Raw genomic sequence first — 18,586 nt, 5'->3', positions numbered from 1 at the left:
ACCCCCTCTGGTCCCGTTCAGACTGCGGCCGCGACCGGCTTGAGACTGAGATGCGATTTCGTGAGTGCCAGTCCCACATTCGCGCTGTTGCGGCAGATATAGCAGACCACATGATCAGGATATTCCTTGGTCCGCAAAAAGATGTTCAACCGGTCTTTTGAAAACACCGCGATTTCCCCGAACCCGGCGTTTTCCTCATCAGTGTTTCCGGCCTCGTGCAAGAGCGCTTCAAATGCAGCGACACCCCGCCCCTGAAACAGATTGGCCACTGCGATTGCCAAAGTGTCCAGCGATTCTGCGCAATCTGAATCAGAGATACTGCTGCCTAAAAGCATGCCGGTCTCCATGTCGATATACCCGGCTGCAATGCAGTCGGGTATCGTTTCAATCGCGGTGTTCAATGCATCCTGAATGGACATTTAACTCTTTATCGTCCTTCTTCTCAGCGCCTTGACTAAGGCGTCCTTACAAAACATGCCATTCTGCACTGCTGCTTTCTTTCGTCTTTGGAATGGCTTGCGGGGCGTGTCTGGACTGTTTTGCACTATATTCAACTGCGATCTGGTCAAATTCGGCAAGAAAGGCTTTGAATACATTCTGAAGCCCGACTGCGTCTTTTGGCAGGTCCTCCTTGTTTGTGATTTCCCGCCACATATCCGACGCGCTAAGCGGCGACCCGACTGCGGATTCTGGAAGATCGATATGCGCATCGTGGCGGATATCGCGGGCGTCTTCCTCGACTGAGGCCACGACCTCTATCAAACCGTTTGACTCAGGCTCAGGTTCGTAATCCTCGGCGTTGTTCTCGGGCTGAGCCGCCATCAGAGCCGCAATGGAGGATACCGAGACTTCGATACCCCGATCATCACGCGATTCAACTTCCGGCGTGAAAATTTCGACTTCGTCCGCTTCGTCCGAGGCTTCACGCAACGTCGTGTTCAACGAGGTCAGGACGTCATCAACGGATTTGTCGCCCGTTTCAGCATCTGGAGCGTCATCCAACAGATCGTCAGAGTCATCTGTATCGCCGATTTCACCGGACAGGTCGAACTCATCTACATCTTCTTCCAGACCAGCGACATTCTTCAATTCCAGCGGATCGTTCGAGGTGTCTTTAAAGAAGGCGCGCAATTCGTCGCTGGTATCAGCTTTCTCGGACATTTGCTCCGGGTCTGATACCATTTCGGCACGCAGCCGTTCAGCTTCATCCGGGTTGATCCGAACTCGTTCGCCCTCATCAGAGCGCCGCTCAACGCGGGCTGGCCGAATGGGGAAACTTGTCACGACATTAAGATCGTTGTCTTCAGTTCGCTGTTCGTCGTCCAACGGGTTGACCAGTCGCAAAGGTGCAGCTTCGATGTCGCTGGACAGTGCTTCTCGCTCGTCTGGTTTGCGGGCGGGGCGCAGTGGTTGAACCTTGAATGCGCCCGTCTGGCTTTTGTCGATCTGGTACCGTGCCAGCTGATCGGCGCGGTTGTCCATAATCTGTTCTGTGATTTCCAGAAAACTGTCAATCATCTTACCGCCGCCGCTGCGCGACCACATTTCGGCGTCGCCAGTCTTGTCACGGGCATTGATCGCATCCCGGGCGGAAAACAAAATGGACCGGTTGAACAGATGTCCGGCTTCGCGATTGACGCGTCGCAGAACCTTTTGACGGTCTTTAAGGTTTAGTGCATCCGCCCGCGTCACCAACAGCAGCGAGTTGTGTTGCAAGCGGTCCGGCAGCGAAACCCACGTTGCACGTTCGGTTTCGCGCCAGGCTTGCGTCGCATGGGTGCACCAAATGACGCCGTTTGCCTGCCCGACTGCGCGCTGCCAGACATCTGTCGAAATTTTGGGGTCCGAGATGCCGGGGGTGTCGATCAGATCGACGGCTTCCAGAATATCTGCCTCAAGGAAGATACGAATGAACTGCGCGTCGTTGACGCCAACAGTCTCAAGCTGATCCAGTTCGATTGGCTCAATGCTTCCGTCATGCCGCTTGATATATGGTTTTTCACTGCCCCAGCTAAACCAGACCGGTGGTAACTGGGTTGCAGTAACCTGCGTTGGCAAGGTTTGCGTTCGCAGTAAAAAGTTCATCAGTGTGGATTTGCCAGCGCTGAATTCACCCATCAAAGCGAAAACCGGTTTGCGGCGGGACCACTGCTCGATACGTTCCCATGCTTTCGGTGAAACAAAGCGTGTTTGTGAATCTTTTGCCATTTTTCTACTTATGCCGCTTCGTTGCTTAGGTCTTTCAGGATGTCACCCAGAATCTCGTCTCGCGATTTCTGAGGTTGCAGGCCCGCCATCGCTGCCGAGGTCTGGCTGGAGTTTTTGTCTGCTGATGATGAGATGCTCAGCAACGTTTCCTTCTGTTCCCGCATGAAATCCGCCAGAATAGCGCGGACGTTTTCCAACACGGCCGCAATCTGGTTTTCCTCGATATCCTTGGTGATCGAATTCGCCTCGGACGCGATCAGGCGTGTGTAATCGGCAGCGTATGCTTCAAAACCTTTGCGCTTTTGCCACCAGCGCCGCCACCAGGTACTTTGCAAGTCCAGAGCGATCGTCCGGCCGATCCCCAATGGTGGTGGAACGCGCGGCACGATAGGTGCTTCGATGCTGAATTCGCCCAGGTGGTTGCCAAGAATTTTGTGATACAGCGCTTCGACATCCGCAGCCGCAGTTGAGTAGAGCGCGCCAGCATCCTTACGCATTGCGCGGGCAAAACTGAAATAAGCGGCTTTTTGCAAAGTCCTCAATCCAGCAGGGTCGTATTGCCACGTGCCTTGCTCGCCATTCTTTTCAAGGTGCGCGATCAGAGAATCCGTGGCGCGCTTCACAAAATTCGCCTCGGCTGAGTTCAGGCGCTCCAATACTTTGTCGCGTAATGCATTGGTCAGTTCGGCTGCTTTCTTTTCATATTCCGCAGAAACTTTCGCAATTGCATCTTCCGGAGAAACACCGTCAAGATCACGCGCAACGCCTTCACCCTCTGACAGAGTCTTTGCCACGGCGGTGGCACGAATCTGGCTGGCGATGTTGCGGGCACGATGGCGAACCCGATCCATCAGCCTTGTTCCGGCACCTTCTGCAATACGCTCGTTTATCGCCAGCAGCAGGTCAGGCAAACCGGACAATGCCCAGATTTTATCCAGCGAGGGGGCCTGATCACCGAACCCGGCAGCGAGGTAAAATGTATTGAGTGCTTCGCGGGATTCCTCGTTCAGAATTTCGGGGTTCCCGGTCAGCGCTGCCTCGGCCCACAAGGCACTGCCGAACACGACACTTGTCTTTGCGTCGATGTTGTTCTGTTTCAGAGTATCCAGAATCCGGTCGCGGATTTCGGGGACTTGATTGACCGGGTCTGACAACTCGTCAATCCGGTTCACAAACAGGACAATCTGGCGGTTCTCAAATTGGGCGATGATCCGCATCAAGGCCATGTCCATGGTGGTCAGGGCTTGGCTTGCGGCAAGCACCACAACACAGACTTCGGACCCGCGCAGGCTGCGCAGGGTAATCTGTTCACGCACCATGAAGGTATCGTTGACACCCGGCGTATCACAAAGCTTCAGCGCAATCGGGTACTGAGGGATATCCATGTACAACTCGGCCGACTTGGTCACATCTGCGAACCGGCCTGTTTTTGGATTGATATCCGGGTCGTCCTCATCGCCCAGGCAGACATATCTTTGGATCAGTTCTTCATCGAAGTGATCGTATTGGTGGCTTTGGCCAAGTATCAGATCGAAGTGCTTTCCAAGACGCTCTTCCGACTTTGCTTTCATCTCGCCGATCTGACGGCGAATGTCCTCCATCTCGTCATCTGCACCGGCTCGGTTGGCCAGTTCGCCCAACCGGCCGCCCCCGACCATCAGATTGTCCCATTCTTCCTGCTCAAAGAAGGTGAACTTGGCCTTGGTATCGCCCGGTGGACGCGTGTTGATATTCAGGGTTGTGACGACCGACGTCCACGGGTTCACATCCGACGGAAGCAAAGATGGGCGCCCCGCAAGAATGTTTACAATCGATGATTTGCCCGCTTTTACCTGACCGACCATAGTGATGCTGGCGGTGAAGTTTTCCATCCGGGTCTTGAGTGTTGCCAGACGTGCCGAGGAGCGCGCATCAGCCACCTCAGTCAATTGATCAATCTGCGCCGTCAGTGATGACATTGCCGAAGTCATTGGCGCCAGAGCTTCGTTGCCTACAGACAACAGGTGATCATTGCGCGCCATGCTTAACCTCCGGTTCCCGTAGCTGCGATGCGGGGTTCATGCGAAGGACGGCCCGTTGGAATTCCTGTCAGCGTGTCGATACGTGCGATCAGGTCCAAAGCGTTGCCCAGAATGTCAGCCTCGGCGCGCGGGCTGATGGTTTCGTAAGCCTTGGCGTCAGCCAGCACTTCGATCGAGCTGAAGCGATCGCCGTTTTCAAGGCACGCAACGCGGCGTCCGGTCGGGAAACCCTCGGATTTGACCGCGGGCAATGGCATACGCGCATTGGCCAGCAGGTAGTGGTCTCCGGAATGGGTTCGGAGCGATATCCCAAAGCCCGTGTTCGGGTGGTCCCGGTTCAGGATCTTGAGTTCGCCAAGAAAGCTTTCGCGAGCAAAGAAGACAGCCTCTTGCTCGGCAGTAGCGGAGGGATTCAGATCGGTCACAGCAGTAAACCTTGTACTGGAGTTGAGCAGGAAACTCGTACCGGCGCCAAAGTGGCAAAAAAGACTCATTAACTCCTGCTAAACAACAAGACCCTTCAAGGCGGTCTTATTTTGACGTGAATAAGATTTTTTGGCGTTTGAAATGTGGCAGCTTTGTGGTGGAGTTCTCTTGAGAATGCCTCAACCTGCGCGGGAATGCCTATGACGCAAGAGCCATTCCGCACCTACTGTATGAAACCGAGCGGAGACCGGCGGAACACAATTGCCTGAACCTGACGGTGCGGGTTATTCAATAATCTGTGTGGCCCTGAAGGGCACTTTAGTCGGATAAGTTATTCTTGTTGTTTCAGAAACCTGAAGTTGCTCTCTGAGTTGGAAAGGGTCGCAGATGCGTTTTCTGGGGTGTCGTGGCGAGTAATCCCGCGCCTCCTCCCATGGATTCAACTATGAACGCGCAAGGGCAATGAAGTAGGATTTCCATGTTCGCCATTGGTGATCTGACAACAAGCTGTCGGCTTTTTCTAGGACTTTGGTCAACGTAAGAGCGATATTTCGCAGGCTAGCTGGGTCAATTTTTAACTTCGGCACGAATGAAGAGCTCTTCCTAAATAGCGTGGACATTGTCCCGCAGGATATCGGGTTTCACGGCCACTGATGTTCCCATCAACTTTCCACTGACGAGCCTCTTGGGGCTATACATTTTCATAAGATAGCGTGGTTGCCCCATATCTCATCAGAGGATCTACAAACTTGGCGATACATGTATTTTACCCCTCGCGCTCGGAAGCAAGCTTTGTTATTGACCGCTTCAATCCAGCGCTGCGGCGCTGAGTTGCGGGTGTGGCGAAATTGGTAGACGCACCAGATTTAGGTTCTGGCGCCGCAAGGCGTGGGGGTTCAAGTCCCTCCACCCGCACCATTTTGATGAATTGAAGTTTTGAAAATTTAAGTTTCTAGTTTGCTTCAGCGCCCCCAACTGGCCCCTTGTTCACTCGCTGCCGGATTTCTTGTCTTCGATCCAATCGCACACCTCTGACACCCTTAAAAGTGCGCATCTTTTCCATTGGTGAATCGGGCTTTCCTTATCAGTCCATAAGTCCAGAGGAGGTTAAGAAAACCGCAGGGATCCCGCGCAGATCGCAAATGTTGAACGGGTTGGACTGGAACAAGCTGCTTATCGCGCGCAATTGGCCAATTGGCAGCAGCGGAACGCAAACCGGGCGGGCTGTAATGGGTGATTTGTTTGGATTGGGCTCAAAGGCGATTGACAACGTGCGCTCAGTCTTGCGTGATGAGGGTTCTGCCTTCTTTGAAACAGCGTCTATTGACGATTACTTTCTAACAGATAGCCTCAAAAACCCGGCTTCGCTTCAAGAAATAGCTCCAAAAGTCAATAAGGAGCCGATCATGCAAATCTACCCCCGTGGGGAATTGGGCGGTGATTTCACCAACGTCTTTGCGCCCAACCTCTCAGGCTTGGTTGCACTACTGGAAATGTGTGAATTTGAAATAGTGAAGGCTGAAAACGTTAATTCTTACGCGAGAGGTCGAGCCATGGCGCACGCAAAGGCCATTAACGACCATAACGTGTCATTCTATAGGAATCGAGAACTTGTCCTATTGCCGAAAGGCGTGGCAAACATCTGAAGACGACCACTGACTTCCTCCACGGGAAGATAACTTGGCCGAAATCAACAAATGATCCAAAAACCCTGCTTTTGCTGGGCTTAACCCATTGGAGATAGGGTATGCCCTGAGACGGATGGGGAATTTACTCCCAGCCAGCCGACACAGCATCCGTCAGCGGGCGGCTTGTGGATTTTGGCGACGTAAACTCGCGGTTTTCGAACCTAGAGGCAGATAACAACGCCGTCCGGCCTGTTTTGGCAGGCGATACTGGCCAAAACAGCGTTAACAATGTGGCCTCAAGTCTTTTTGTCGAGGTTGCCAAGTTGATGTATCGCGTCGGTGATCTCAAAATCGCCGGGGATAACTTAAACCCAGGCACGTACATCACAGGAACGACTTTGGCATTGGAAAAAGCGCATGAGTCACGTAAGCCCAGAGGAGGTTAAGAAGGCCGCAGGGATCAATGACTGGAAGATATGAGGTACGTCTGCGTGGTAGGTAGCTGGCGCTTGCAAACGAACTGAGCACATCCGGCACACGAAACATTGTGGATATCGTTGCGGCCGATCAGCGGCAAACAACAAAGGCACCTTTGGGCACCTTGTTTTACTGGTCGGAGTGAGAGGATTCGAACCTCCGGCCCCTGCCTCCCGAAGACAGTGCTCTACCAGGCTGAGCTACACTCCGACCGTGGCGGGTGATCTATACGGGGCTTTTCCGATGCGCAAGAGGATTTTGAGAAGCGGTCATCTGAATCTGCCGTCTTTGAACCGGTATCGGATGGGCTAGGCAAGTCACGCGACTCTCATGGCAGAGCGTCCGTTTTGTACAGGCGAATCTTGGTGCCTCCGTGGTCTACCACCGGACCGGGTGCCAGCAAAGGCAGGCGGGTCGCCCGAGCTAGGGCCGGGGCGCTGGTCACAATCCCGACACGCCATCCTTGAAACCGGCTCATCAAAGATTTACCCAAGGCTCCGTAGACAGAGCGCAGACGCTTTTCATCTCCAATTCGCGCTCCGTAGGGAGGGTTCACAATGACCAGCCCGGCGGGTCCCGCAGGGGGTTTGATGTCACTGACGGAAAGCTGTTGAAAACGCGTGTTGGCGTTAACCTGCGCTCTATGGGCGTTGGCTGTTGCGGCTTCGATAGCTCCGGCGTTGCGGTCAGAGCCACAGAAGGTGAAAAAACACTCAGCGACCTCTGACTCGCTGCGCATGTCTTGCCAGCGGTCAGGGTCGAAGCCCGCAAGGTTTTCAAACGCAAAACTGCGGGACCGACCAGGGCGCAGCCCCAGGGCAATCTCGGCGGCTTCGATCACGAAAGTACCCGAACCGCACATCGGGTCCAACACCGGTTCATTGCCGCTAAATCCGCAGTCACGCAGAAACATGGCTGCCATCGTTTCGCGCATTGGCGCTTTGGCAATTGCTTCTTTATGACCACGCTTGTGCAAAAGCTCTCCCGAGCTGTCGACCGATATCGTACAGATGTCCTTTTCGATTCTCAGCAAGATCCTGACATCGGCGTCGGAAGATATCGGAGCGCCCAGAGTTTCGGATATCGCTTGTTCAACTCTCTGCCGTGCGGCACCGGCATGATATATTCTGGATTTGCGGCTGGTGGCCTCGACTTTGACCGGAACATCGGAGCGCAGGAACTCGCCCCACGGAAATTTGCGCGCACGTTTGTCCAATTGGGCTAGATGCACGGCAGGAAAACTGCCCAGACGAACCAGAACCTTGTTTGCACCGCGTAAGGTCAGGTTGGCGCGCCAGACCTCGGACCGCGAACCACGGCAAATGACACCCCCTGGAATCGTCTTGACCTGAGCGAACCCGTTGGACTGCGCCTCGGCACAGAGGGGGGCTTCAAGGCCCGGGGTGGCAATCAGAAAGATTTCGAAGTCTGTGTCTTTTTTCATTCCGGTTGCTTACACTGGAAGTTCAGCGGGCGCGACACGCAATTTTGACCCGTATTTTTGGCCATCTTGAGGGAAAACTCCAAGATTTTGCAGTTTGATCTTAACTTTCGGCGGTAACAGGTTTGCGTTTGCGGGCATCCGCGCGTAAAGGGTCCGTGATCAGAAATACGCCTGCGGAATTTGGACCCGTTTCGACGCTTTTGCGATGGGCACCGGAAAAAACCGCGTTATTGCATGACCCCTAAAGGGTGTCGGCAGGGCTGGCGCAGGAAAGAGGCTTGGAAGAACGTAGCGGCATGCAAACTTTCAAACTTAAAAAAGGGTTGGACCTGCCAGTGGAAGGCGCTCCCGACCAAACCATTCATCCGGGTCCGGAATATTCGACCGTTGGCGTTCTGGGTGGGGATTACATTGGCCTGAAGCCAAGGATGCTGGTGCAGGAAGGTGATAGTGTCGAGCGGGGTACGCCGCTCTTTTGTCACAAAGATGCGCCTGACGCGATGATGGTTGCACCGGTGACTGGCAAGATTGTTGCCATCAACCGGGGTGCCCGCAGGGTGTTGCAGAGCGTCGTCATCGAAGTGTCCGACGCCAATGACACGGGCTTGGATTTTTCGAGCGTGGGCGATGCGCACAGCGCCGAAGGCGTGACTGCAAAACTGTGCGCCACTGGTCTATGGACTTCATTCCGCACGCGGCCTTATTCGAAAATGCCGGAACCCGGTGCCAAGCCGAACGCGATTTTCGTGACCGCCATGGACAGTGACCCTTTGGCGGCTGATGCCGCCACGATCATTGCCGAGGCACCCGAGGCCTTTGCCGCTGGGTTGGCAGCAATCAGCAAGCTGACCGAGGGCAAAACCTATCTTTGCCAGAAACAAGGCGACACGATCCCCGGCGCGGATGTTGCCGGTGTCGAGGCCGTGGCGTTTTCCGGTCCACATCCATCTGGTTTGGCCGGAACGCATATTCACTTCCTCGAACCGATTGCGGGGGAAAAGCGAGTCTGGACTATCGGTTATCAGGACACCATCGCGATTGGCCGCCTGATGCAGACCGGGCGTCTGGATCCGAGTGTTGTGATCGCCTTGACCGGGCCCGGTGCGCGTCAGCCGCGTTTGATCCGCACCGTGATGGGCGCGTCCACGGACGACTTGACACGAGGTGAGGTAAGTGTGGACGGAACGCCCCGCATTATCTCGGGTTCGATCCTGTCGGGTCAACATGCCGACGGGCCGACCGCATATCTGGGGCGGTTTGCCCGTCAAATCTGTATCATCCAAGAGGATCACGATCAGATTCCGATGGGCTGGATCCGACCAATGCCTTCCAAGTATTCCGTCCAGCCTGTATTGGGCTCGGCCTTTTCCAGAAAACTCTATGCTTTCACGTCCAACTTGAACGGTGGCCGCCGCGCGATGGTGCCGACAGGTGTGTTCGAAGAGCTGATGCCGCAGGATTACCTGCCCACACAATTGCTTCGGGCCTTGCTGGTGATGGATACGGATACAGCTCAGGCACTGGGTGCGCTTGAACTGGACGAAGAGGATCTGGGCCTTGTGGGCTTTGCCTGTCCGGCGAAATACGAATACGGGCTGGCGCTGCGCGACTGCCTGAACAAGATTGAAAAGGAGGGCTGATCCGAATGGGATTGCGTAACTTCTTTGACCGGATCGAGCCGAACTTTACCAAGGGCGGCAAGTACGAGAAGCTTTTTCCGATCTACGAGATGGTGGAAAGCTTCATCTACACTCCGAAAACCGTAACCACTGTTGCTCCTCATGCGCGGTCTTACGTGGATATGAAGCGGATCATGACATATGTCGTGATTGCTACTATTCCCTGCATCCTATGGGGAATGTGGAACACCGGTTATCAGGCAAATTCGGCCATTGCCGCGCTTGGCCCAGAGTCTGCGACCGGCTGGCGGATTGCAATTCTTCAGGTTTTTGGCATTTCTCTTAGTCCGGACAGCATCTTTGCCAATGTCATGCACGGGCTCATGTACTTCCTGCCGATCTATTTCGTCACGTTGGTGGCAGGCGGTATTTTCGAAGTCATTTTCGCAACGGTCCGCGGCCACGAGGTGAATGAAGGCTTTCTTGTCACTTCGATGCTTTACGCCCTGATCATGCCTGCAACCACACCCCTGTGGCAGGTTGCCCTGGGGATTATCTTTGGTGTCGTGATCGGCAAAGAGGTATTCGGCGGCACTGGTAAGAATTTCCTCAACCCTGCCTTGGTGGGGCGGGCGTTTTTGTATTTTGCCTATCCCGCGCAGATGTCGGGCGATGCTGTCTGGACCCCGGTCGACGGGTTTTCCGGGGCGACGGCTCTGGCTGTGTCGGCTGCCGAAGGCTACCAGGCACTGGCCGCTGACGGTATCACCTGGTGGAGCGCGTTTTACGGCACCATTCAGGGCAGTATCGGGGAAACCTCGACTCTGGCCTGCATGATCGGTCTGGCCTTCCTGCTGATCACCAAGATTGCCAACTATCGGCTGATTTTGGGATGTCTGGCGGGCACAATTGCGTTCACCTGGCTGTTGAACCTGATCGGGTCCGAGACGAACCCGATGTTCGCAATGCCATGGTACTGGCATGTCGTGTTGGGCGGTTACGCCTTTGGTCTGGCTTTCATGGTGACCGAGCCGGTCTCGGCAAGCCACACCAATGTCGGGCGCTATATCTATGGTGCACTGATTGGTGTCATGGTTGTGTTGATACGTGTGATCAACCCAGCCTTCCCCGAAGGTATGATGCTGGCCATACTGTTCGGCAACGTCTTTGCACCGCTGATCGACTATTTTGTCGTTCAGGCCAACATCAAACGGAGGGCGCGTCGCCATGTCTGATACGCAATCCCCTGAACGCAAGGGCGCGATTGCCCGTTTTCTGGCGGCCTCGCCAGATTCAGTTGGCAAAACAATCTTTATTGCTGTTGCAGTCTGTCTCGTTGCCTCGATGATCGTGTCTGCCGCCGCAGTCAGCTTGCGCCCGGTGCAGGAGGCCAACAAGCTGAAGGACAAGCAGGTCAACATTCTGCAGGTGGCGGGGGTGTATGAACCCGGCATTGATGTCAGCCAGGCCTTTGCCGCGTTCGAGCCGCATGTTCTGGATCTGGCGACGGGCGAATTTGCGGACGATCAGTTCGACCCAGCCACCTTTGACGATCTGGCCGCTGCCGGTGATCCGGAATTAAGTGTTGCCCTTGACGATGACCCCGCAGGCATTGGTCGCAAGGCAAAGTATCGGGTCATCTATCTGCTGCGCGACGACAGCGGAGCGTTGGACAAGGTGATCCTGCCGCTGCATGGCTATGGGTTGTGGTCCACGCTTTATGGCTTCATCGCGCTGGAAAAGAACGGCAACGACATTTTCGGCCTGCAATTCTATCAGCATGGTGAAACGCCTGGTCTGGGTGCCGAGGTGGACAACCCGCGCTGGAAGACGTTGTGGAACGGCAAGAAGCTGCGCGACGACGCGGGAGTGTTGCAGATCACCGTCGCCAAGTCGCAGCCTGCGGCCGGGCCCGACTATTACATCGACGCCCTGGCAGGTGCGACCCTGACCACTGTCGGTGTCGACAACCTGGTGAGATTCTGGATGGGTGACGCGGGTTACGCTCCGTTCCTGGCCAAGCTGCAAGCAGGAGAGATCTGATGTCTCAGACCAAGAAAGAGCTGTTGGTCGACCCCCTTGTCGACAACAACCCAATCACCCTGCAAGTGCTGGGCATCTGTTCGGCTCTGGCGGTGACTTCGTCGTTGCAGGTGGCCTTTGTGATGGCGCTGGCGGTGACCTTTGTGACCGCGTTTTCGTCGATGTTCATTTCGATTTTGCGAAACCAGATTCCTGGTTCGATCCGAATCATCGTGCAGATGGTGATCATCGCTTCGCTTGTGATTTTGGTGGATCAGATCCTCAAGGCGTATGCCTTTCAGATTTCCAAGACTTTGTCTGTGTTCGTCGGCCTGATCATCACCAACTGTATCGTTATGGGCCGAGCCGAGGCATTCGCTATGAAAAATCCGCCGGTAGCATCGTTCATCGACGGTTTGGGCAACGGCATGGGCTATGGCCTGATCCTGATGCTGGTGGGCATCATCCGCGAACTGTTCGGTTCGGGCAGCCTGTTCGGGGTGACAATCCTGCAAACGGTCAACAATGGCGGGTGGTACGTGCCCAACGGCCTGTTGCTGCTGCCGCCGTCGGCGTTCTTTGTGATCGGCCTGCTAATCTGGGCTTTCCGCACGTGGAAGCCGAACCAGGTCGAAGAACGTGAATACAAAATCCAGCAGGTAGAGGCGCACTGATGGAAGGGCTTATCTCTCTGGCCGTGAAGGCCGTCTTTATCGAAAACCTCGCGCTCAGCTTTTTCCTTGGCATGTGTACCTTCATCGCCGTGTCGAAAAAGATTTCGACTGCCATCGGGCTGGGAATATCAGTCATGGTGGTGCAGGCCATCACCGTGCCCGCCAACAACCTGTTGCTGTCCTTCCTGCTGAAACCGGGTGCATTGGCATGGGCCGGGTTCCCGGACGTGGATCTGACCTTTCTCGGGCTGATTTCCTATATCGGCGTTATCGCAGCGATGGTTCAGATCCTCGAGATGATCCTCGATAAATATTTCCCGCCGCTCTATAACGCGCTGGGGATCTTCCTGCCTTTGATCACTGTAAACTGCGCCATTCTGGGTGGTTCGCTGTTCATGGTCGAACGCGACTATAATTTTGCCGAGGCAACCACCTATGGCATCTCATCCGGTTTCGGCTGGGCGCTGGCGATCACCGCGATGGCAGGCGTGCGCGAAAAGCTCAAATACTCGGATGTTCCGGACGGGCTTCAGGGGCTGGGCATCACCTTTATCACCGCCGGGCTTATGGCGATGGCCTTTATGTCCTTCTCGGGCGTGAAATTGTAAGGGGGGGCGAGAGAATGGAAACCTTTTCGCTCGGCGTTGTCCTGTTCACCCTGATCGTTCTGGCGCTGGTGGCCATCATTATGGCTGCACGTTCCAAGCTGGTGTCGACCGGCAACGTCAACATCACCATCAACGGTGAAAAGACTATCTCGGTTCCGGCTGGTGGCAAACTGCTGCAAACATTGGCGGCCGAAAAACTGTTTGTTCCGTCAGCCTGCGGTGGTGGTGGTACCTGTGCCCAGTGCCGCGTGAAAGTGCATTCGGGTGGCGGTTCGATCCTGCCGACCGAAGAAAGTCACATCACAAAGCGCGAAGCATCCTGTGGCAACCGTCTGTCCTGTCAGGTAGCGGTGAAACAGGACATGGAAATCGAGGTTCCAGAAGAGGTCTTTGGCGTCAAGAAATGGGAATGCACAGTTCGCTCGAACGACAACGTTGCGACCTTTATCAAGGCGCTTACTCTGGACCTGCCCGAAGGCGAGGATGTGAACTTCCGTGCCGGGGGCTACATCCAGATCGAAGCGCCTGCTCATCAGTTGAAATACACCGATTTCGACGTGCAGGAAGAATATCGCGAGGATTGGGATCGCTTCAATCTGTGGCAATACGAGTCGGTTGTGAACGAACCTATCGAGCGCGCTTATTCGATGGCCAACTATCCGGATGAAAAGGGCATGATCATGCTTAATGTTCGGGTTGCTTCACCGCCTCCGGGCTCAGAAGGAATTCCGGCGGGACAGATGTCGTCCTACATCTTTAACCTGAAGCCGGGCGACAAAGTCACAATCTCGGGTCCGTTTGGTGAGTTTTTCGCACGTGAAACCAAGAAGGAAATGGTCTTCATCGGTGGTGGTGCCGGTATGGCACCGATGCGCAGCCACATCTTTGACCAGCTCAAACGCCTTGAGAACCGCGACCGCAAGATCAGCTTCTGGTACGGTGCGCGGTCCAAGAAAGAGATGTTCTTTGTCGAGGATTTCGACCAACTGGCGGAAGAGTTCGACAATTTCGAATGGCATGTCGCTCTGTCGGATGCCCAGCCCGAGGATGAATGGAAAGGCTATACCGGCTTCATCCACAACGTTCTGTTCGAAGAATACCTCAAGAACCACCCGGCACCTGAAGATTGCGAATACTACATGTGTGGACCGCCAATCATGAACCAGTCAGTAATCAACATGCTGCTGGATCTGGGCGTGGATCGCGAAGACATCATGCTCGACGATTTTGGCGGGTAACTAATGAAACCGGCGCTGAGTGCGCCGGTTTTTTCATTCCGGCGCCAGGTCGACCTATTTTCCATAATAGTCCCGGTACCAATCGACGAATTGGGCAATGCCGTCTTTCAGGTCGGTCTGCGGGCGATAATTCGTCAGTCGCTGCAGCAGCCGATTGTCAGCCCAAGTGGCATGAACATCGCCCATCTGCATTGGCATAAAGTTTTTGACCGCTTTCTGGCCAACAGCCTCTTCGATGGCTTCTATGAAATCCATCAGACGCACCTTGTCTCCGTTGCCAATGTTGACGATGCGGTACGGTGCAACGGGCGACAAGCTGTCACCATCTTCGATATCCGCGCGGCTGGTCGGGCGGACCGGCGGAACATCGATCAGCAACCTGATCCCACGCACAAGGTCTTCTACATGCGTGAAGTCGCGATACATGTCGCCATGATTGTAGATGTCGATTGGTCTGCCATCCAGTATCGCAGCGACGAATTTGAAATAGGCCAGATCGGGGCGCCCCCAAGTGCCGTAAACGGTAAAAAATCGAAACATGGTGGTCGGCAAATCCCACAGATGGGCATAGGAATGCCCCATCGCCTCATTCGCCTTTTTGGTGGCGGAGTAGATCGTCAGTTGGGTGTCGGCTTTTTCTGTTTCGATGAACGGCATGTCCTCGTTTGCACCGTAGATTGATGAGGTCGACGCCATCAAAAGGTGTTCCACTTTGTGCTGACGCGCGATTTCCATCACATTGAACGTGCCCACAACGTTCGACTCGATATAGCTGCGAGGATATTCAAGGCTGTGCCGCACGCCTGCCTGCGCGGCCAGATGGACGATGACATCGGGCTGAAACTCCTCAGCGACCTGCACAAGACGGTCAAAGTTTTCCAAACGGTCTTCAGTTGCCGTAAATCCTGGGGTTTGAAGCAGTATCTGATGTCGACGCTGTTTCAGGGTCACATCATAATAGTCGGTCATCCCGTCATAGCCATGTACCTGAAACCCTTTTGCCAGAAGCAATTTGGCCAGATGGAATCCGATGAACCCGGCAGAACCTGTAATCAAAACTCGTTTCATAAAACCCTCAGAACTCACTGCAAATTCATCGCTGATCGAAAGGCGTTGATCCTATCATCAGATCAACTGCTTGCGAACATCCTGCGGGCCATATCGGACAATCTAAGGCTCGTGGTCAACACCTTGCCTACTCAAACAGTTGTTGATTGCGACCACTACGCAGGGCGGGTAGGGATCAAATGCCATGATAAAAGACTGGATCAGACGGCGGTTCCAATCCGCGGCGAAGGAAAGCACCAATGCGATGCCATGCGACGTGGCACCCGCGGAAAAGGTGACAGCTGTCGGTGATATTCACGGCCGTCTTGATTTGCTTCAGGCGGTTTTGCCACGACTCGACGATCAAAGCCCGCTGGTCTTTCTGGGCGATTACATCGATCGGGGGGCATACAGCGCGCAGGTACTGCGGCATTTGCATCACCTGAGTGAGGCGTCAGACGGGCGGGTGCAATGCCTGCTTGGCAATCACGAAGAGATGCTGCTGCAATTTGTAAACGACCCGGAACGATACGCCAGGCTTTGGTTTCATAACGGCGGAACGGAAACTTTGGCATCTTTCGGTCTCGAATGTCCCGACGAGTTGGATAGTGGCAAGCATCTGCCTGAACTGGCAGAGCGTCTGCGGCACAAGATGGGCGACAGCTTGCTGGACTGGCTTGCAAATCTGCCGCTGACCTGGACTAGGGGCAACGTCACCTTTGTCCACGCGGCACTTGATCCGCGGCAATCCATTCAATCCCAGGATCGCCAGATCTGTCTTTGGGGTCATCCGATGTTTCCACGGCTTGCACGCAGCGACGCGCAATGGGTTGTTCACGGTCATACTATTGTAAGCCACCCCCAGGTTAGAAACCGGGTTGTGTCGATCGATACAGGTGCCTTTGCCTCAGGCAGATTAACTGCCGCTGAAATAGACGGCGGCAGTGTCAGGTTTTTTTCAACCGGTTGAAACTATCCTACGATCATCTGCTTCATGCGAAGCGCTTCATACTCCAATTCCCTCAGACGGAAATGCACCACGTCACCGATAGTGATGACACCGCACAAATTGCCATCACGCAGAACCGGCATATGACGGAAACGCCCTTCGGTCATGGTTTTCAGCACGTCATTCAGCGTATCCTCGGGCGTACAGGCCTTTACATCCCTGGTCATCAGGTCTTCGACCGACTGTGGCAGGGTCTGTCCGGGCGTATCGGCCATGCGACGCACGATGTCGCGTTCCGACAAGATCCCTTGCAATGCCCCGTTCTGATCTGTCACCAGAACAGCGCCAATCCGCTTTTCCTTGAGCGTGTTCACCACCGAATGGATGGTATCATTAGGCCGCACCGAAAACACCGCATCCCCTTTACCCTCAAGCAACTTGGCCACGGTCGTCTGCGAATGCGACAGGTTTGATTCCGCTGATTGGCTGTAGGTTGTCTTGTCAGCCTTGTCACCGCGCGACGGCGACTGGTAAGAGGTTGGAGCCATGGGCAATCTCCTTTTGGTTCTTGCAAAGTCTTTCCCTTTCACCTTAGCGCAGCTAAACGACCTGTATAGGGTACAATTGCACGAGTTGGCCGAACGCAGGTCAGCAAAGGGAGCTTAAGCCTTTGAATGAACTCTATCTTACGCCCCCGGTTGCCGCGCTGATCTTCTTTGCGGCTGTTGTGTGCGGTCACAACTTTCGTATGGCGTGGAAGCAACAGCAGCCCGGGTGGCGCAAACGCGCGTGGTTGTTTGGTATTCCGGCCGGAACTGGTCTTTTACTGTTGGGTTTCCTTCCGCTGAAACTGTAATGCCAATTTGACTCTGGCAGGGACCGCTGTCATATGCCGGGCACAGAATGTCCCGGAGAACGCCCAATGCGTCTTTTGCCCATACTGGCCTTTTTCACCCTTCTTTCAGGCTGTCTTTTTGACAAGGAACCCGAAGTGGTCCGTCTGTCCGGTGAGACAATGGGCACGACCTACAATATCACCGCAATTGGCGAAGACCTTGACGAAGACGCACTGGCTGCGGCCGTCAGTGATAAGTTGGCAGCTGTGAATGCCAAGATGTCCAATTGGGATCCGAACTCGGAAGTTTCCGTTTTTTCCGCGTCGTCCAGCACAGATCCAATGCCTGTTTCCGACGAATTTGCGCTGGTTCTTTCGGCGGCGAACGAAGTGCACGCGAAATCCGGTGGCATTTTCGACGTAACCCTCGGCCCTTTGATCGAACTTTGGGGTTTTGGCCCACGCAAACCCGAGGACCCGGTGCCATCTGATGCCGATATCAACGCAGCGCTGAACGGTGTAGGTCAGGGCCGCTTGCTGAAGCTCGATACACATGCTGGTACGCTTGCCAAGTCAAACGCCAGTGTGGGCATTAACCTGTCCGCGATTGCAAAAGGCTATGGAATTGACGCTGTTGCGGAAACCTTGCAGGCCGCTGGCATCGAAAACTATCTGGTCGAAATTGGCGGCGATCTTGTGGCCAAAGGTAAGAATGACGAGGGCGAAGCGTGGCTCATTGGTATCGAGAAACCTGAAACGGGTTCGCAAACCATCCAACTGGTTGTTTCACTGGATGATCGGGGCATGGCCAGCTCGGGCGATTACAGGAATTTCTTTGAACAGGATGGAGTGCGCTATTCGCATATCATCGATCCGACAACAGGCCACCCGATCACGCATCGCACCACCTCGGTTACCGTGCTGGCCGAAAACGCGATGATGGCCGATGCCTGGGCAACAGCCATGCTGGCTTTGGGTCAGGAAAAGGGTCTTGCTTTGGCGGAGGAGCATAAACTTGCCGTGTATTTCATCTCGCGGGATGTGACAGGCGGCGAAGATGCCTATATCACTGCCCATAGTGCGGCGTTCAAAGACGCGCTGGGATTGAACTGACTGTTGGAGCTGAGATGAGTACCTTTATTCTGGCCTTCATTCTTCTCGCTCTCGTCATGGTGGGCATGTCATTGGGTGTCATGCTGATGGGAAAGACCATCAAAGGCAGCTGCGGTGGTCTAAACGCGATCTCGGGCGCTGACAAATGCGTTGTCTGCCAAAAAGACATCGACCCCGACAGCCCACTGCGCGACAAGCTGCAATGTAAACGCGCCAAGAAGATGCTGGAACAAATGGACCGTCAGGCCTGACGCAGGTTTTGCTTCGTTCTGCGGAC

Annotated in this window: 18 protein-coding genes and 2 tRNA genes; 12 read left to right on the top strand and 8 right to left on the bottom strand. The window is 54.6% G+C overall.

Features of this window, described 5'->3' with window-relative positions; translation table 11 throughout:
- Window positions 1–17: 17 nt before the first annotated feature.
- The 4 genes from ACR0M3_RS12100 to ACR0M3_RS12085 are packed head-to-tail and all read right to left on the bottom strand — an operon-like array spanning window position 18 to window position 4,654.
- A complete protein-coding gene (locus ACR0M3_RS12100) occupies window positions 18–419 on the bottom strand; it encodes a hypothetical protein (RefSeq protein WP_480910962.1) in 402 nt (133 codons plus the stop codon).
- Between the two features lie 46 nt (window positions 420–465).
- The gene (locus ACR0M3_RS12095) at window positions 466–2,208 is read right to left on the bottom strand and encodes a dynamin family protein (RefSeq protein ID WP_480910959.1); all 1,743 of its coding nucleotides are present in this window, start codon (window positions 2,206–2,208) and stop codon (window positions 466–468) included.
- An 8-nt stretch (window positions 2,209–2,216) separates the two neighbouring features.
- Window positions 2,217–4,229, bottom strand: coding sequence for a dynamin family protein (locus ACR0M3_RS12090; RefSeq protein ID WP_480487410.1), 2,013 nt, complete (start codon window positions 4,227–4,229; stop codon window positions 2,217–2,219).
- 2 nt (window positions 4,230–4,231) lie between these two features.
- Window positions 4,232–4,654 (bottom strand): hypothetical protein, encoded by a 423-nt coding sequence (locus ACR0M3_RS12085; protein ID WP_209507691.1) that lies wholly within the window; start codon window positions 4,652–4,654, stop codon window positions 4,232–4,234.
- 834 nt (window positions 4,655–5,488) lie between these two features.
- Here ACR0M3_RS12085 and ACR0M3_RS12080 point away from each other — a divergent pair.
- A tRNA-Leu gene (locus ACR0M3_RS12080) sits at window positions 5,489–5,573 on the top strand.
- A 128-nt stretch (window positions 5,574–5,701) separates the two neighbouring features.
- Window positions 5,702–6,301: a hypothetical protein gene (locus ACR0M3_RS12075; RefSeq protein WP_480910957.1), complete on the top strand. Its 600-nt coding sequence runs from the start codon at window positions 5,702–5,704 to the stop codon at window positions 6,299–6,301.
- Between the two features lie 592 nt (window positions 6,302–6,893).
- Here the strand turns inward: ACR0M3_RS12075 and ACR0M3_RS12070 are convergent.
- Together ACR0M3_RS12070 and ACR0M3_RS12065 are read right to left on the bottom strand one after the other, a co-directional pair.
- Window positions 6,894–6,970: transfer RNA gene (locus tag ACR0M3_RS12070), tRNA-Pro, on the bottom strand.
- Window positions 6,971–7,088: 118 nt separating this feature from the next.
- A complete protein-coding gene (locus tag ACR0M3_RS12065) occupies window positions 7,089–8,204 on the bottom strand; it encodes a THUMP domain-containing class I SAM-dependent RNA methyltransferase (RefSeq protein WP_480910954.1) in 1,116 nt (371 codons plus the stop codon).
- Window positions 8,205–8,500: 296 nt separating this feature from the next.
- On the opposite strand from ACR0M3_RS12065, the gene ACR0M3_RS12060 reads away from it, so the two are divergent.
- The 6 genes from ACR0M3_RS12060 to nqrF are packed head-to-tail and all read left to right on the top strand — an operon-like array spanning window position 8,501 to window position 14,365.
- Complete coding sequence (locus ACR0M3_RS12060) at window positions 8,501–9,844, top strand: Na(+)-translocating NADH-quinone reductase subunit A (RefSeq protein WP_480910951.1); 1,344 nt, start codon at window positions 8,501–8,503, stop codon at window positions 9,842–9,844.
- Window positions 9,845–9,849: 5 nt separating this feature from the next.
- Window positions 9,850–11,058 (top strand): NADH:ubiquinone reductase (Na(+)-transporting) subunit B, encoded by a 1,209-nt coding sequence (locus ACR0M3_RS12055; RefSeq protein WP_480910950.1) that lies wholly within the window; start codon window positions 9,850–9,852, stop codon window positions 11,056–11,058.
- Complete coding sequence (locus ACR0M3_RS12050; RefSeq protein ID WP_480910948.1) at window positions 11,051–11,866, top strand: Na(+)-translocating NADH-quinone reductase subunit C; 816 nt, start codon at window positions 11,051–11,053, stop codon at window positions 11,864–11,866. The genes ACR0M3_RS12055 and ACR0M3_RS12050 overlap by 8 nt, the downstream gene beginning before the upstream one ends.
- Window positions 11,866–12,519, top strand: coding sequence for an NADH:ubiquinone reductase (Na(+)-transporting) subunit D (locus ACR0M3_RS12045; protein ID WP_209507137.1), 654 nt, complete (start codon window positions 11,866–11,868; stop codon window positions 12,517–12,519). The genes ACR0M3_RS12050 and ACR0M3_RS12045 overlap by 1 nt, the downstream gene beginning before the upstream one ends.
- Window positions 12,519–13,127: an NADH:ubiquinone reductase (Na(+)-transporting) subunit E gene (gene nqrE, locus ACR0M3_RS12040; RefSeq protein ID WP_209507136.1), complete on the top strand. Its 609-nt coding sequence runs from the start codon at window positions 12,519–12,521 to the stop codon at window positions 13,125–13,127. The genes ACR0M3_RS12045 and nqrE overlap by 1 nt, the downstream gene beginning before the upstream one ends.
- A 14-nt stretch (window positions 13,128–13,141) precedes the next feature.
- Window positions 13,142–14,365 carry an NADH:ubiquinone reductase (Na(+)-transporting) subunit F gene (gene nqrF, locus ACR0M3_RS12035; RefSeq protein WP_480910945.1) on the top strand — a complete coding sequence of 408 codons (1,224 nt, stop codon included), beginning with the start codon at window positions 13,142–13,144 and terminating at the stop codon, window positions 14,363–14,365.
- 54 nt (window positions 14,366–14,419) lie between these two features.
- Here the strand turns inward: nqrF and ACR0M3_RS12030 are convergent, their stop codons facing one another.
- Complete coding sequence (locus tag ACR0M3_RS12030; RefSeq protein WP_480910942.1) at window positions 14,420–15,433, bottom strand: NAD-dependent epimerase/dehydratase family protein; 1,014 nt, start codon at window positions 15,431–15,433, stop codon at window positions 14,420–14,422.
- Between the two features lie 184 nt (window positions 15,434–15,617).
- Between ACR0M3_RS12030 and ACR0M3_RS12025 the strand changes: the two genes are divergently transcribed.
- On the top strand, window positions 15,618–16,382 hold the full coding sequence (locus ACR0M3_RS12025; RefSeq protein WP_480910940.1) for a metallophosphoesterase family protein: 765 nt from the start codon (window positions 15,618–15,620) through the stop codon (window positions 16,380–16,382).
- A 2-nt stretch (window positions 16,383–16,384) separates the two neighbouring features.
- Here the strand turns inward: ACR0M3_RS12025 and ACR0M3_RS12020 are convergent, their stop codons facing one another.
- Window positions 16,385–16,909 carry a CBS domain-containing protein gene (locus ACR0M3_RS12020; RefSeq protein WP_480483689.1) on the bottom strand — a complete coding sequence of 175 codons (525 nt, stop codon included), beginning with the start codon at window positions 16,907–16,909 and terminating at the stop codon, window positions 16,385–16,387.
- Between the two features lie 122 nt (window positions 16,910–17,031).
- On the opposite strand from ACR0M3_RS12020, the gene ACR0M3_RS12015 reads away from it, so the two are divergent.
- The 3 genes from ACR0M3_RS12015 to nqrM all read left to right on the top strand — a co-directional run bounded on the left by ACR0M3_RS12015 (window position 17,032) and on the right by nqrM (window position 18,560).
- Window positions 17,032–17,217 (top strand): hypothetical protein, encoded by a 186-nt coding sequence (locus tag ACR0M3_RS12015; RefSeq protein WP_480483690.1) that lies wholly within the window; start codon window positions 17,032–17,034, stop codon window positions 17,215–17,217.
- Window positions 17,218–17,283: 66 nt separating this feature from the next.
- The gene (locus ACR0M3_RS12010; RefSeq protein ID WP_480910937.1) at window positions 17,284–18,309 is read left to right on the top strand and encodes an FAD:protein FMN transferase; all 1,026 of its coding nucleotides are present in this window, start codon (window positions 17,284–17,286) and stop codon (window positions 18,307–18,309) included.
- 14 nt (window positions 18,310–18,323) lie between these two features.
- On the top strand, window positions 18,324–18,560 hold the full coding sequence (gene nqrM, locus ACR0M3_RS12005; RefSeq protein ID WP_267366293.1) for a (Na+)-NQR maturation NqrM: 237 nt from the start codon (window positions 18,324–18,326) through the stop codon (window positions 18,558–18,560).
- The last annotated feature ends 26 nt before the right edge of the window (window positions 18,561–18,586 follow it).

The sequence above is a fragment of the Ruegeria sp. O5 genome (assembly GCF_056535105.1).
Note: the sequence above shows the minus strand (reverse complement) of the source record. Positions and strands in the feature narration are given on the sequence as shown.